The sequence below is a fragment of the Geodermatophilus sp. SMS 5-13 genome (assembly GCF_059428245.1).
The window spans coordinates 3,124,768-3,138,209 of sequence record NZ_CP165729.1; the positions used below are offsets into that span (position 1 = coordinate 3,124,768).

General features: G+C 75.4%; 12 protein-coding genes and 1 riboswitch. Of the genes, 6 read left to right on the plus strand and 6 right to left on the minus strand.

What is annotated here, in order from left to right; all coding sequences use genetic code 11:
• Positions 1-69: 69 nt before the first annotated feature.
• Positions 70-762 (plus strand): IclR family transcriptional regulator, encoded by a 693-nt coding sequence (locus AB3388_RS15125; RefSeq protein ID WP_495406107.1) that lies wholly within the window; start codon positions 70-72, stop codon positions 760-762.
• Between the two features lie 73 nt (positions 763-835).
• Positions 836-1,210, plus strand: coding sequence for a VOC family protein (locus tag AB3388_RS15130; RefSeq protein ID WP_495406108.1), 375 nt, complete (start codon positions 836-838; stop codon positions 1,208-1,210).
• A gap of 3 nt (positions 1,211-1,213) precedes the next feature.
• On the opposite strand, the gene AB3388_RS15135 is transcribed toward AB3388_RS15130, so the two are convergent.
• The 3 genes from AB3388_RS15135 to AB3388_RS15145 all read right to left on the minus strand — a co-directional run bounded on the left by AB3388_RS15135 (position 1,214) and on the right by AB3388_RS15145 (position 4,827).
• Positions 1,214-2,080, minus strand: a complete 867-nt coding sequence (locus AB3388_RS15135; protein ID WP_495406109.1) for a VldE C-terminal domain-containing protein — start codon at positions 2,078-2,080, stop codon at positions 1,214-1,216.
• A 294-nt stretch (positions 2,081-2,374) separates the two neighbouring features.
• Positions 2,375-2,544, minus strand: a riboswitch (cyclic di-AMP (ydaO/yuaA leader).
• A 149-nt stretch (positions 2,545-2,693) separates the two neighbouring features.
• Complete coding sequence (locus AB3388_RS15140) at positions 2,694-4,355, minus strand: bifunctional 3'-5' exonuclease/DNA polymerase (RefSeq protein WP_495406110.1); 1,662 nt, start codon at positions 4,353-4,355, stop codon at positions 2,694-2,696.
• Between the two features lie 31 nt (positions 4,356-4,386).
• Positions 4,387-4,827 (minus strand): DNA-directed RNA polymerase subunit alpha C-terminal domain-containing protein, encoded by a 441-nt coding sequence (locus tag AB3388_RS15145; protein WP_495406111.1) that lies wholly within the window; start codon positions 4,825-4,827, stop codon positions 4,387-4,389.
• A 79-nt stretch (positions 4,828-4,906) separates the two neighbouring features.
• Between AB3388_RS15145 and AB3388_RS15150 the strand changes: the two genes are divergently transcribed.
• On the plus strand, positions 4,907-6,607 hold the full coding sequence (locus tag AB3388_RS15150) for a DEAD/DEAH box helicase (protein WP_495406112.1): 1,701 nt from the start codon (positions 4,907-4,909) through the stop codon (positions 6,605-6,607).
• Positions 6,604-6,774 (plus strand): hypothetical protein, encoded by a 171-nt coding sequence (locus AB3388_RS15155; protein WP_495406113.1) that lies wholly within the window; start codon positions 6,604-6,606, stop codon positions 6,772-6,774. Before AB3388_RS15150 ends, AB3388_RS15155 begins: the two co-directional genes overlap by 4 nt.
• A gap of 11 nt (positions 6,775-6,785) precedes the next feature.
• Here AB3388_RS15155 and AB3388_RS15160 read toward each other — a convergent pair whose 3' ends face one another.
• A complete protein-coding gene (locus AB3388_RS15160) occupies positions 6,786-7,247 on the minus strand; it encodes a peptidoglycan-binding domain-containing protein (RefSeq protein ID WP_495406114.1) in 462 nt (153 codons plus the stop codon).
• A 131-nt stretch (positions 7,248-7,378) separates the two neighbouring features.
• On the opposite strand from AB3388_RS15160, the gene AB3388_RS15165 reads away from it, so the two are divergent.
• Both AB3388_RS15165 and AB3388_RS15170 read left to right on the plus strand, forming a co-directional pair.
• Complete coding sequence (locus AB3388_RS15165) at positions 7,379-9,115, plus strand: PHA/PHB synthase family protein (protein ID WP_495406115.1); 1,737 nt, start codon at positions 7,379-7,381, stop codon at positions 9,113-9,115.
• A 13-nt stretch (positions 9,116-9,128) separates the two neighbouring features.
• Positions 9,129-10,631, plus strand: coding sequence for a T6SS phospholipase effector Tle1-like catalytic domain-containing protein (locus AB3388_RS15170; RefSeq protein ID WP_495406116.1), 1,503 nt, complete (start codon positions 9,129-9,131; stop codon positions 10,629-10,631).
• On the opposite strand, the gene AB3388_RS15175 is transcribed toward AB3388_RS15170, so the two are convergent.
• Entirely contained in the window at positions 10,618-11,409 is a 792-nt protein-coding gene (locus tag AB3388_RS15175) for an alpha/beta fold hydrolase (RefSeq protein WP_495406117.1), read from the minus strand. The genes AB3388_RS15170 and AB3388_RS15175 overlap by 14 nt on opposite strands.
• 71 nt (positions 11,410-11,480) lie before the next feature.
• A complete protein-coding gene (locus AB3388_RS15180; protein ID WP_495406118.1) occupies positions 11,481-13,439 on the minus strand; it encodes a 3-oxoacyl-ACP synthase III family protein in 1,959 nt (652 codons plus the stop codon).
• Positions 13,440-13,442 lie beyond the last annotated feature (3 nt).

Sequence of the window (13,442 nt, forward strand, 5' to 3'; positions counted from 1 at the left end):
TCCGCAACGGGACCCGCGCCGCGGCGCCCGTAGGCTGGGCGAACCGGAGGACGGATCGGGAGGACGGCGATGGCGGCGGAGGACGGCGGCAGCGCACCGCAGTCGCAGACGCTCGACCGCGGCCTGCGCATCCTCGAGCACCTGGCGAGCGTGAGCGCGCCGCAGCCGATCGTGGAGATCGCCTCGGCCGTCGGCCTGCACCGCTCGATCGCCTACCGGCTGCTGCGGACGCTGGAGGACCACCAGCTCGTCGAGCGGGACCCGGCGGGGCACTACTGGCTCGGCCTCGGCATCGCCGCGCTCGGCCGGGGGGTGCGGACCGATCTGCAGGCCGCCGCGCTCCCCCGGCTCAATGCACTGGTCGCCGACCTCGGCATGACCGCGTTCCTCGTCATCCGCTCCGGCGACGAGGCGGTGACCGTCACCAGCGTGGAGCCGCAGGACACCGCGGCGCACGTCGTCTACCGGCCGGGCACCCGGCACCCGGTGGGCCGCGGCGCCCCCGGTCTCGCGCTGCTCATGCCCGAGCCGCCGTCCCCGGACGACCGCGAGGAGCTGCGCGAGGCGCGGCGGGTCGGCTGGGCGGCCTCCCACGGCGAGGTGATCGCCGGGCTGCGCTCCGTCGCCGCCCCGGTGCTGGGCCCCGACGGCGGGGCCCGCGCCGCGCTCGCGGTCGTCTACGTGGACGACAGCGCTGACGTCACGAAGGTCGGGTCCGCGGTGGCCGAGGCGGCGGCGAAGGCGGCCGTCGCCGTCCGCTGAGCAGACCGCTCCCGCAGCGGGCTCCGACGTGCTTGGCTGCTCGCCGTCGCACGGCCGTCGGAGGGAGCCGCAGATGCCCGTCCAGCTCAACCACACCATCGTCGCCGCCCGCGACCGGCACGCGTCGGCCGCCTTCCTCGCCGACCTGCTCGGCCGCAAGCCGCCGACCGACTTCGGCCCGTTCGCGGTCGTCGAGCTCGACAACGGCGTCTCGCTCGACTTCCAGGACGACGAGGTCGCCCAGCCGCGGCACTACGCCTTCCTCGTCTCCGAGGAGGAGTTCGACGAGATCTTCGGCCGCATCCGGGCGCGCGGCCTGGACTACTGGGCCGACCCGTTCGAGCGGCACCCGGGCGAGATCAACACCAACGACGGCGGCCGGGGCGTGTACTGGAAGGACCCGAACGACCACATGCTGGAGATCATCACCGTGCCGTACGGGGGCTGATCCTCAGCGGTAGTTCACGTGGACGTGGTCCATGTGGTTCGCCGTCGCGCTGCCCCGGTCCGACATGCCCTGCCAGGAGCCGCCCGGCGACTGGAGGATCCGCTGCCGGTAGATGATGTACTCCACGCCCAGCTCGTCCCAGTGGTCGATGTGGTACTGGACGATCGCGTTCCCGAGGCCGGTGTCGGACAGCACCATGTAGTCCAGCGCCAGCCCCGACGGGTGCCCGCCCGGGTCGGTCGCGCTGGGGCGGGTGCCGCCGAGGGTGATGCCGCCCGCGCCGGGCACGTTGGAGACCACCGCGTTCGCCGCGGCCTGCACCTGCGGCTTGATGCTGCCCGCGGTGTTCGTGATGTGCGCGGTCGCGGTGACCGCGGTGCCGGCGACCTCGCGGGCCGGCTCCGCGGCGGCAGGGGCAGCCGCGGTATGCGCGGCGGCGGCCTTCGCCTCGGCCTCCGCCTTGGCCTTCGCCTCGGCCTCCGCCTTGGCCTCCGCCTTGGCCTCCGCCTCCGCCTCGGCCTTCTGCCGGTCGAGCTCGGCCTGGTCGGCGGCGGCCTGCGCCTGCTGCGCCGCGGTCTGCTCGGCCTCGCGCGTGCTGCGGCTGGCGGCGAGGTCCGCCAGCGGCTGCAGGTCCTCGGTGGGGGCGGCGACCGTGCCCGACTGGGCGGTCAGGCCGAGCTCCTGGGCGACGCTGACCGACTCCGGGGTCCCGGCCTCGGCCTGGGCCGCCGGGTCCGCGCCGAACAGCACGTTGACCATGAGCGCGCCGGCGGTCGCGACGCCCAGGTACAGGCCCGGGCGGCGGGCGGCGGCGGGCGGGATGAGGCGCGCGCGGCGGGCCCGGCCGGAGGTGGTGGTGCGGGGGTCCATGGGGGACGTGCTCCGTGAGGTGTGGGCGCAGCGGCGCGCGGGCGGCGCGCTGCGAGGGGATGCGGACAGCGGGTCGGCGGCGCGTCCGGGACGCGGCAGGCCGGCGCGGGCCACCGGGGAAGCGGCTGGTCAGCCGGTCGAGCGGGGGTGCTCGGGGTGGTGGGCGCGCGCGGGAGGCGTCAGGGCCGGCCGCCGGCGGTCAGCTCCGCGGGCGCATCCGGCGGTAGCGGGCCGTACCGGGTCGTGCAGCAGCAGATGCAGCAGAAATAGCGCGCGTCATCGGAGCGGCTCTCCGTTTCTTCCGTGAGCCGCCTACCGAGTTAGCTGACGGGTTCGGGCGGGAAGCAGCCCTACCCGCTCCGGACGCAGGCGTCCGTGAGCGGGATTCACCCCAGTACTGCGGTGGGTCCCCGGCTCGCCCGTTGCTCGTTGCCGAACAGTGGGCGACTCGGCGGCGTCCGCTCGGACTCCCCGGGTGGGGACGTGATGACCGGGCGGGCATATTCACCGTAGAGCCGTTATGCAGTCGTGACAATCGGCGGCCGTCGATTCGTCGAGTGATGCACGTCGCGGCGCCCCGCCTTGACGGCGGAGGGGTGCTAGGGGTCGCGGCTCAGCCGGCGTCGGCCCAGGAGGCGACGACGGCGACGTCGAGCGGGAAGTCGACCGGGAAGTCGCCGAACAGCAGCCGGCCGGCCGTCGCCGCCGCGCCGTGCACCGCGTCGAGCACGTCCGGCGCCAGGTCCTCGGGCGTGTGGACGACGACCTCGTCGTGCAGGAAGAACACCAGGTGCGGCCGCTCCTCGACCGGGCCGGTGCCGCCGAGCCGCCACAGCCGGTTGCGCAGGTCGGCCAGCCAGCACAGCGCCCACTCCGCCGCCGTCCCCTGGACGACGAAATTGCGGGTGAACCGCCCCCAGGCGCGGCGGGAGCGGTCCCGCTCCTCCCGTGAGCCGCCGTCGTCGGGCGGCTCACCGAGCTCGACGGCGCGCTCGGCCCACGCGCCGGTGGGCACCGGCGATCCGCGGCCGAGCAGGGTGTGCACGACCGCGCCGCGCTCCCCCGCCCGGGCGGCGTCCTCGACCAGCCCGATCGCCCGCGGGTAGCGGCGGGTCAGCCGCGGCATCATCCGGCCGCTCTCGCCCCGGGTGCCGCCGTACATGGCCCCCAGCACGCCGACCTTGGCCTCCGCCCGGGTGGCGACGGCGCCGGCGGCGACCATGCCCTCGTACAGGTCGGTGGAGCGGGCCGCCTCGGCCAGCGCCGTGTCCGCGCTCATGCCGGCGAGCACCCGCGGCTCGAGCTGGGCGACGTCCGCGACGACGAACCGCCAGCCGGCGTCGGCGATCGCCGCCGGGCGGACCTGGACCGGCACCGACAGCGCTCCCCCGCCGTTGGACGCCCACCGCCCGGTCACCACGCCGCCGGGCACGAACGACGAGCGGAACCGGCCGTCGCGCACCCAGGCGTCCAGCCAGCTCCAGCCGTTGGCCGCCAGCAGCCGCGCCAGCTTCTTGTACTCCAGCAGCGCCGGGACGGCGGGGTGGTCGAGCTGCTCGAGCGTCCACGAGCGGGTGTCGCGCACCGGCAGCCCCGCGGTCTGCAGGGCGCGCAGCAGCTCGCCGGGCGAGTCGGGGTTCAGCTCGGGCGCCCGCAGGGCGGCGCGCACCTGCGCCGCCAGGCCCTCCAGCACCGGGGGCCGCGCACCGGCCGGCGGCCGGGCGCCGAGCAGGTCGGTGAGCAGCCGCTCGTGCACGTCGGCCCGCCACGGCAGGCCGGCGTGCGTCATCTCGGCGGCGACCAGGGCGCCGGAGGACTCCGCCGCGAGCAGCAGCCCGAGGCGTCCCCGCTCCCCCGACGCGGCCAGCGCGGCCTGCTGGCGGTCGAGCTCGCCGAGCGGGTCGAGCCGGTCGGCCGGGTCCTCGAGCGGGAAGAGCCCGGGCTCCTCGGCGGACACCGGCGCCAGCGCGTCCCAGCCCGCCGCGTCCCCGCCGGAGAGCACCGCCTGGTCGACGAACGGCGAGCGCCGGAGGACGGCGTGGCTCAGCCGCAGGTCGGTGCAGCGCTCGACGCGCACGCCGGCCGCGAGCAGCGCCGGATACCAGCGCGTCGTGTCGTCCCACACCCACCGGACCGGCGTGCGCTCCCGCTCCCGCACGAACCCGGCGAGCTCGCCCGCGGCCAGCTGCGCCGCGGCGACCGGCGTCCCGTCGTCGGCGCACTCGCGGGCCTCCACGGCGCCCTCGCCGCGGCGCAGCAGGACGACCCGGTTCACCCCCGCAGTGTCGCCGAGGGGGCCGACAGGCCTAGCGGCGGAGCAGCCGCCCCAGGCAGCGCACCGGCTCGCGCACCGACCACCTCGCGAGGCGCAGCACCAGCCGCAGCAGGTCCGCGTACTCGGCCGGCCGCGGCGCCGGGGGCGGGGGCGACGGCTCGGCCGGGGCCGGTTCGGGGACCAGCAGGTCGACCGCGCTCCGGCGGCGGGGCTCGCGCAGCGAGGCGAACGACGGGATGGGCGGCGCGGCGGGCGCCTCGTCCTCGATCGGCTCCGCCGGCCCCGGCTCGGGGACGACGCGCCGGATGGCGGCGATCATGCCCGGGCCCAGGCCCTTGATGCCGGCGAGCTCCTGCCGGGTGAGCCCGGCCAGGTCCTCGATCGTGGTGATCCCGGCGGCGGCCAGCGAACTGACCGCCCGCGCGGGCAGGCCCAGTGCCGGGATCGCCTGTCCCGTCGGTCTGCTCTGCATGGCGCGCTCACCCTAACGTCGCACCGTCGGTCGGCCACCCGGGGAGTCGGCTCCCGTCGGCGGTGGGAAGGATGGGGGCATGACCGGCGCCGTGCAGGACGACGAGAACGGCGGCACGTTCGCCGACCTCGGGCTGCGGCCCGAGCTGCTGACCGCGCTGGCCGGCCTCGGCTACGAGGAACCCACCCCGATCCAGCGCGAGGCGGTCCCGCCGCTGGTCGAGGGCCAGGACCTGCAGGGTCAGGCGGCCACCGGCACCGGCAAGACCGCGGCGTACGCGCTGCCGCTGCTGCAGCGGCTGCCCGCGGGCCGCCGCGAGCCCGAGCCGGTCGCCCTGGTCCTGGTGCCGACCCGCGAGCTGGCGATCCAGGTCTCCGAGGCGCTCTACCGCTACGGCAAGGAGCTCGGCGCCCGGGTCGTGCCGGTGTACGGCGGGCAGCCGATCGGCCGGCAGCTGCGCGCCCTCGACGCCGGCGTCGACGTCGTCGTGGCCACGCCGGGGCGGGCGCTGGACCACGTCGGCCGCAGCACGCTGCGGCTGGGGTCGATCGCCACCGTGGTCCTCGACGAGGCCGACGAGATGCTCGACATGGGTTTCGCCGAGGACCTCGAGGCGATCCTGGACGAGACGCCGGAGGAGCGGCAGACCGTGCTGTTCTCGGCGACCATGCCGCGCCGCCTCGACGCGCTGGCCCGCCGGTACCTGCGGGACCCGGTCCGCATCGAGGTCGCGCGGGAGCGGCCGGCCACCGGCGAGGCGCCTCGGGTGCGGCAGACGGCCTACGTCGTCCCCCGGGCCAGCAAGCCCGCCGCCCTCGGGCGGGTCCTGGACGTCGAGTCGCCCACCGCGGCCATCGTCTTCTGCCGGACGCGGGACGAGGTGGACACCCTCACCGAGACCCTCAACGGCCGCGGCTACCGCGCCGAGCCGCTGCACGGCGGGATGAGCCAGGAGCAGCGCGACCGGGTCATGGGCCGGCTGCGCGCCGGGACGGCGGAGCTGCTCGTGGCCACCGACGTCGCCGCCCGCGGGCTCGACATCGATCAGCTCACCCACGTCGTCAACTACGACGTCCCCTCCGCGCCGGAGACCTACGTGCACCGCATCGGCCGGGTGGGCCGGGCCGGCCGGGAGGGCGTCGCGATCACGCTGGCCGAGCCCCGCGCCCACCGGATGCTCAAGACGATCGAGCAGGTGACCAAGTCGCCGATCGCGGTGGAGAAGCTGCCCACCGTCGCCGACGTGCGCGCCCGGCGGCTGGACCTCACCCGCGCCGCCCTGCGCGAGAGCCTGCTGGAGGACGACCTCGAGCAGTTCCGGACCGTCGTCGACACGCTCACCGACGAGTTCGACGTCGTGGAGGTCGCCCTCGCCGCGGTCAAGCTGGCCCACGAGGCCGGCGGCGGCACCGACGACGACGAGGACATCCCCGACGTGCAGCTGCGCCCCGAGCGGGGCCCGCGGCGGGCCGACGGCGGCCGCGACGACCGGCGCGGACGGCGCGACGACCGGGGCGGCGGCCGCGCCCCCGCGGCCGGGGTGACCCGGCTGTTCGTCGGCCTCGGCCGCAGCGCCGGCGTCCGCCCGGCCGACCTGGTCGGCGCGATCACCGGCGAGGCGGGGCTCTCCGGCCGCGACATCGGGGCGATCGAGATCGCCCAGCGGTTCTCCGTCGTCGAGGTCCCGGAGACCGCCGCGGGCTCGGTGATCACCGCGCTGCGGCAGGCCACGATCAAGGGCCGCCGCCCGGTCGTCCGGCGCGACCGGGACGGCGCATGACCGGCCCCGCGGCCCGGGAGCCGGGTCCGGAGATGGACCCGAAGGACCCGGACACGCTCTACGCCGAGGGGCCGGTGGCGGCCGAGCCCCCGGACGACGACCTGCCCGAGGCCTCGCCGCTGCGCGACTCGGGCGGGATCGGCCCGGGGCCCGACGACGTGGACTGAGGCGGCTCGGGTCAGCCGGCCAGCATCCCGCTGACCAGCGCCCGCCACGTGACCGGGCCGACGATGCCGTCGACGGTCACCTCGGGGAAGTCGGTGGACAGGGCCTCCTGGAAGCCGCGGACCGCCTGCTCGGTCTTCGGGCCGAAGATGCCGTCGATCTGCAGGCCCTTGCTCGGGTCGCCGGAGAGGTTGCGGAACTGGAACTCCTCCTGCACGCCCCGCACCGCGTCGCCCTCGCTGCCCCTGCGCACCGTGACGATCAGCGCCGACCAGGTCTGCGGCCCCACGACCCCGTCGACGGCCAGGTGCTTCTCGCCCTGGAACGCGCGGACGGCGGCATCGGTCTTCGGGCCGAAGATGCCGTCGACCGCCACGGTCTTCCCGCGGGCCCGCAGCAGGTGCTGCAGCGTCCGCACCGGGTGGTCCCGCGCGCCCTGCCGGACCAGTGGGAATGGAGCGATCGAATCGGCCATGTCGTCCCCCTCTCGGACGGGGGCAGGATCCCCGGCGGGCGTCACCGCGCCGTCACGGAGGCGCAGACCACCGAGGTCGTCGTGCGCTACGGTCCCGACCGGATGTGATCGCCGTCACAGGAAGGTCGAGGATGACCGCCACCGACACCCCGCGTTCCCGCCGGCTCCGCTCCGTGGACGGCGCGGCCGATCCGGCACCGCAGACCGAGAACGAGGCGCTGGCCTCGGTCGAGGGCGCGGAACCGGTCGGCCTGCCCACGCCCCGCGGCATGGTCCGCGGCGTGCTGGCCACGCTGGCCCGCCCCCGGCCGCTGGCCCGGGAGGCCGCCCGGCTCGGCCGGGACTCGGTGCGCATCCTCCGCGGCACCGACGAGCTCGGGCCGGCGCCGAGGGACCGCCGGTTCGCCGACCCCGCGTGGACGGTGCACCCCGGCTACCGGCGCCTGGCCCAGTCCTACGTCGCCGTGACCGGGGCGCTGGACCGGCTGGTCGCCGACTACGAGGCGAGCGGGGCGGACTGGCGCGAGGTCGAGCAGGCCAAGTTCCTGTTCAACGCGGTCACCAGCGCCGTGGCGCCGACCAACACGCTGCTCGGCAACCCGGCCGCCCTCAAGCGCGCCTGGGACACCGCCGGCCGCAGCGTGCTCCGGGGCACCGGGCACATGCTGCACGACCTGGTGCGCAACGGCGGGCTGCCCCGGCAGGTCGACCGCAGCGCCTTCACCGTCGGCGAGGACCTCGGCATCTCCCCCGGCGCGGTCGTCGCCCGCACCGACGTGATCGAGGTGATCCAGTACGCGCCGACCACCCCGCGGGTCCGCGCGCGCCCGGTGGTGATCGTGCCGCCGCCCATCGGCCGGTTCTACTTCCTGGACCTGCGGCCGGGCCGCAGCATGGTCGAGTACGCGGTCAGCCGGGGCCTGCAGGTCTTCATGATCAGCTGGCGCAACCCGACGAAGGAACAGGCCGACTGGGACCTCGACACCTACGCCCAGGGCGTCCTCGACGCGGTCGACGTGGCCCGGGAGATCACCGGCTCCCCCGACGTCGTGACCATGGGCCTGTGCGCCGGCGGGCAGGTCATGACGACGGCGCTGAACCACCTGGCGGCCACCGCGGACGACCGCGTGTCCGCCGCCAGCTACGCGGTGACCCTGCTCGACTTCTCCAGCCGCGCGCCGCTCGGCGCCTTCTCCGGTCCCCGGCTGCTGGAGATGGCCCGGCGCAACTCCTCCCGCAAGGGCGTGATCAGCGCGCGCGAGATGGGCGCGGTGTTCACCTGGATGCGCCCCGACGACCTGATCTTCAACTACGTGGTCAGCGAGTGGCTGATGGGCGAGGACCCGCCCGCGTTCGACATCCTCGCGTGGAACGCCGACGGCACGAACCTGCCGGCCCGGCTGCACGAGCAGTTCCTCGAGATCTTCGGCTCGAACGCCCTGGTCCGGGAAGGCGCGCTCAAGGTCCTCGGCACACCGGTCCACCTCGGCCGGATCACCGTGCCGACCTTCGTCACCGGAGCGCTGACCGACCACCTCACCCCCTGGGACGGCTGCTACCGGACGACGCAGCTGCTCTCCGGCCCGAGCACCTTCGTGCTGAGCTACAGCGGCCACATCCAGAGCCTGGTGAACCCGCCGGGCAACCCGAAGGCGCACTACTGGACCGGCGGCGAGCCGGTCGCGGACGCGCAGGCGTGGCGCGCCTCGGCCGAGCGGCACACGGGCAGCTGGTGGGAGCCGTGGGCCGAGTGGCTGCGCGAGCACACCGGGGACGACGTGGACGCGCCGGCGGCGCTGGGCAGCGCCGGCCACCCGCCGCTGGAGCCGGCGCCGGGCTCCTACGTCCGCGACCGCCGGCCGGCCTGAGCGGTCCGGACGCGTGGCGAGGAGGCTGTCGGTCTGCTGCGACGGCACGTGGCTGGACGTCGCGCAGGACAGCAACGTGGCGCGGCTGCACCGGGCGCTCGTGCCGGCGCCGGGGGATCCCCAGCCGCTCTACGTCAAGGGCGTCGGGGTCTCCCACAACCCGGTCGAGGTGCTGGAGGGCGGGCTGACCGGCGCCGGGCTGTCGCGGACCGTCAAAGCCGGCTACCGGTGGCTGGTCGAGCAGTTCCGGGCCGGCGACCGCATCGCCGTGTTCGGGTTCAGCCGCGGCGCGTACACCGCCCGCAGCCTGGCCGGCATGATCGGCCGGGTCGGGCTGGTGGACGGCAGCGGCCTCACTCCCGCGCAGGTCGACGACGCGGTCGACCGGGCGTACGCGCACTACCGCGCCCTGAAGACCGGGCCGGCCGACCCGGACTGGGACGCCGGCCTGCGCTTCGCCTACCGCGCGGGCGACCCGGACATCCCGGTCGACCTCGTCGGGGTGTGGGACACCGTCGGTGCCCTCGGCATCCCCGCCTACGTCGGCATCCCCGACCTCGGCGGCACGCGCGAGCGCTACCAGTTCCTCGACGTCGTCCTGAACCCGCACATCGCGCACGGGCGGCACGCGGTCTCCCTCGACGAGATGCGCGGCCCGTTCCGGCCGACGCTGTGGCGCGACGTCCCGCCGGACCAGGACGTCCGCCAGGTGTGGTTCCCGGGCGACCACTCCGACGTCGGCGGCGGGCACGCCGACACCGGGCTGTCCGACGGGGCCCTGGACTGGATGATGCGCGAGGCGACGGCCACGATCGGGCTGACGTTCGACCGCGACCGGATCGCCGGCTTCCGGCCCGACCCGGGCGGTGCGCTGCACGGCGACTGGCACGGGGCGGCCGGGGCGGTGCTCGAGGTGACGATGCAGCCGCGGCCCCGGGCGGTCCCGCTGATCGACGCCGACCGGCCGGACCCCGACGTCGACGGGTCGGCCTACGAGCGGCAGCGGGCGACCGGCTACCGCCGCACCCGCACGCTGTCGGCCGCCGGCGACACCGCCACGGTGACCGTTCCGGCCGACCGGTCCTGGACGGCGACCGGCCTGTACCTGGAGCCCGGCACCTACCGCTTCGCCGCGGAGGGTCGCTGGTCCAGCGCGGGCGACGCCGCCGGCCCGGCCGGCGAGACCAGGGGCCGGCACCTGTTCGGCAGCGTGGCCAGCGGCTTCATCGGTGCCGCGCAGGGCGTGCTGCGGGGGCTGCTGCACAATCCCGACGCCGGCCTCCTCGGCGCCCGCCGCGAGCCGGACCAGCCGTGGCTGTCGCTGGTCGGGCTCGTCGCGAACGAGCAGACCGACGCCACCGGCGCCGTCACCGAGCCCGACGAGAAGATCTACGTGGGCGCCGGCACCACGCAGGAGACCCGCCGCAGCGGCTACCTGCACGCCTATCCCAACGACGCGTTCGGCTTCTACGGCAACAACCGGGGCAGCGTGGAGCTCACCGTCACCCGCCGGTAGACCCGGTCAGCTGCCGCAGCTCCGTCACCATCACCCGCGGGTACTGCAGCGGCAGGAAGTGCGTCCCGGGCAGCACGTGCAACTGCGCCCCGGGCACGGCCCGCCACGCCGTCCGGACGTCGGCGACGTCCACCAGCGAGTCGTAGCGGCCGGCCACGAAGGTGACCGGGCAGCGCACCGGCGCGAGGTCGAGCGGCGCGTGCTCGGCGACGGCCAGCGCCAGCCGGCGGTACCAGCCCCAGTCGTGGCGGGAGAACTCGCGCAGCACCGCGCCCAGCATCCCGGGGTGCGCCGCCTCGTGCGCCGGCCCGCGCAGGGCGCCGGGCGAGAGCAGCTCGGTCAGCGGGGGCAGGCTGGCGGCGATCGGCGGCAGCAGCGGCCCCACCACCGGCAGCAGCCGGCTGCTCCACCGGCCCACCGGGGCGCGCAGCCGCCGCGGCACTCCGTACGGGGCGAACAGCGACGAGAACGTGCCCCCGGGGACGCCGGCCACGGCGAGCACGCCGAGCACGCGGGCCGGGTCCTCCAGGGCCAGCTCGAAGGCGATGTTGACGCCCAGCGACCAGCCGATCAGCGTCGCCTCGGGCATGTCGAACGCGTCGAGCACCGCCCGGGCGTCGTCGGCGTGGTCCTCGACGCGGATCCGCGTCGGGTCCGCCGGCCGCCCGGAGCCGCTGAGCCCGCGGTGCGCCCAGGTGGCCACGCGGAAGCCGCTGCCGGGCGCGACGACGCCCGGCCACGCCTCCCGCGGGGCGCCGAGACCGTTGCACAGCAACACCGGTGCCCCGTCGGTGTCGGTGCACCAGGCGGCCAGCCGGGTCCCGTCCGCGGCGCGGACCGTCCGGGCGCTCAGGCGAACGCCTCCCGGACCTCCTCCGAGGCGGGCCCGTGCTCGGCCGGCTCCGCGAACACCGGCTCGTCGGCGACCACGTTCGCCGCCTGCGCGCCCTGGACCTCCACCACCGCCGGATCGACCCGCATGACGGCGTAGCCGGCCACGGCCCCGGCGCCGAACCCGGGCGCGAAGACGCGGACGGGCTCGGTGATGACGCCGTCGCGGACCGCGTCGTGGATGGCCAGCGGGATGCTCGCCGAGGACGCGTTGCCGGTCGTCTGGATGTTGAAGTAGAGGCGGTCGGCGCCGAGCCCGGCCCGCTCGGCGAGCTGCAGCACCATCGTCTTGTTGGCCTGGTGCGGGACGATCAGCTCGACGCTGTCCAGCAGCGACGCGGCCTTGCCGTCCGGGTCGGGCAGGGCGCCGATCTCCTCGATCATCTGGGCGAGGTAGCGGCCGGCCAGCGCCTTCACCTGCGGGCCGAACACGGTGATGTTGTTGTCGAACTCCGGGTTGGGCCAGATGATCGAGTTCACCTCGCTGGCCGGGCCGCTGGCGTAGGTCTGCAGGAAGTCGAAGTCGGGCGCCTCGCCCTCGGCGGCCGGGCCCACCACCATGGCCGCCGCCCCGTCGGCGAACAGCATCCGCGACGGCCGGACGTTGCCGATCTTGTCCGAGAACTTCTCGGCGCAGACCACGAGGACCGGCCGCTCGGTCTCCTGCAGCAGCCGCACGGCCTCGGCCAGGCCGTAGGGCATGCCGGCGCAGGCGGCGACGATGTCGTAGGCGGCGTGGGTCTGGTAGATGCCGAGCTGACCGCAGAGATAGGTGGCCAGCGACGGGATCAGCCGCGAGCTGGTGCAGGTGCACACCAGGACGGCGCCGATCTCCTCCGGCCCCCGCCGCGCCTTGGCCATGGCCGCCTCGGCCGCCTGCAGCGCCAGCTCCTCCAGGCTCAGCGACGTGTAGCGGCGCTCCTCGACGCCGGTCTTCTCCTGGATCTCGTCGGCGCTCATCGGCGACCAGTTGTAGGCGGAGTTGCGGACGACGTCGTCGTTGGTGCAGACCGTGTCACCGTGCACCGCGACCAGGCACTCCAGCTTCGGCATCACCGTGAACGACCGGCGGACGTCCACCGCCGGGAACGGCCGGACGGGCTGCTTGGACTCCCGCGCGACCGGCGCCTGGCGGCTCGTGGCACCGGCGGAGAGACGCCGCAGGAAGTCCCGGACGTGCACGTCCCGCGGGTGGAAGGCGACCACGTAGTCGTCGTCCGACAGCTGGTCGGCGCGGGCCAGCTCCAGCGCCGCCCGGTCCCACGGGTACTGGTTGTGCAGGATCATCGCCCAGCGGTGCAGCGCCTCGAGCTCGGGCACGTCCTCCCGGCAGTCGAGGATCTCGTCGTACTCGTAGACCGGATAGTCGGGGTCGTAGCGCGGCAGCCGGAACGTGAGGTTGCCCGGCTCCTTGAGGAACTCCGCGACCGTCGGCTTCACCGCCGGCAGCGTCGTCGCGTGATGCTTGCGGTTGCCGAAGACGTCGAACAGGACGCCGAAGAGCCGGTCCTCGACCTCGCCGTCCCACCGCGGGGGCAGCGCCGGGTAGGCCGACTCGACGGCGGCGACCTTCGTCTCGCCGTCCTCCCACGGCTCCAGCACCGGCAGGAACACGTCGGGGCGGGTGCGCGGCAGGTCCCCCCACCGCGTCGGCCGCTTGTCGTACATCGTGATCGAGAAGCGGTTCGCCCAGAACAGGTTGAGGGCGAGGTCGCGCATCAGGGCGTACCGGCTGTCGTAGCCGTCGGTGCGGATCCTGTCGAGGATGTCGGTGCCGCTCGGGGCCTTGGTCTCGAAGTCCCGCCGGATGACGGTGTCGAGCTGCTCCAGCGACTCCATCGTCGAGAAGTCCAGCTGCGGCATGACGCAGGAGGGGAAGACCAGTCGGCCGTGGCGGTTGAGGACGAAGGCTTTCATCGT

Excerpts from the sequence above, each read along its gene's own strand:
- AB3388_RS15125 (WP_495406107.1), top strand. The coding sequence starts at position 70 with ATGGCGGCGGAGGACGGCGGCAGCGCACCGCAGTCGCAGACGCTCGAC.
- AB3388_RS15130 (WP_495406108.1), top strand. The coding sequence starts at position 836 with ATGCCCGTCCAGCTCAACCACACCATCGTCGCCGCCCGCGACCGGCAC.
- AB3388_RS15165 (WP_495406115.1), top strand. The coding sequence starts at position 7,379 with ATGACCGCCACCGACACCCCGCGTTCCCGCCGGCTCCGCTCCGTGGAC.
- AB3388_RS15155 (WP_495406113.1), top strand. The coding sequence starts at position 6,604 with ATGACCGGCCCCGCGGCCCGGGAGCCGGGTCCGGAGATGGACCCGAAG.
- AB3388_RS15160 (WP_495406114.1), bottom strand. The coding sequence starts at position 7,247 with ATGGCCGATTCGATCGCTCCATTCCCACTGGTCCGGCAGGGCGCGCGG.
- AB3388_RS15150 (WP_495406112.1), top strand. The coding sequence starts at position 4,907 with ATGACCGGCGCCGTGCAGGACGACGAGAACGGCGGCACGTTCGCCGAC.
- AB3388_RS15135 (WP_495406109.1), bottom strand. The coding sequence starts at position 2,080 with ATGGACCCCCGCACCACCACCTCCGGCCGGGCCCGCCGCGCGCGCCTC.
- AB3388_RS15145 (WP_495406111.1), bottom strand. The coding sequence starts at position 4,827 with ATGCAGAGCAGACCGACGGGACAGGCGATCCCGGCACTGGGCCTGCCC.
- AB3388_RS15180 (WP_495406118.1), bottom strand. The coding sequence starts at position 13,439 with ATGAAAGCCTTCGTCCTCAACCGCCACGGCCGACTGGTCTTCCCCTCC.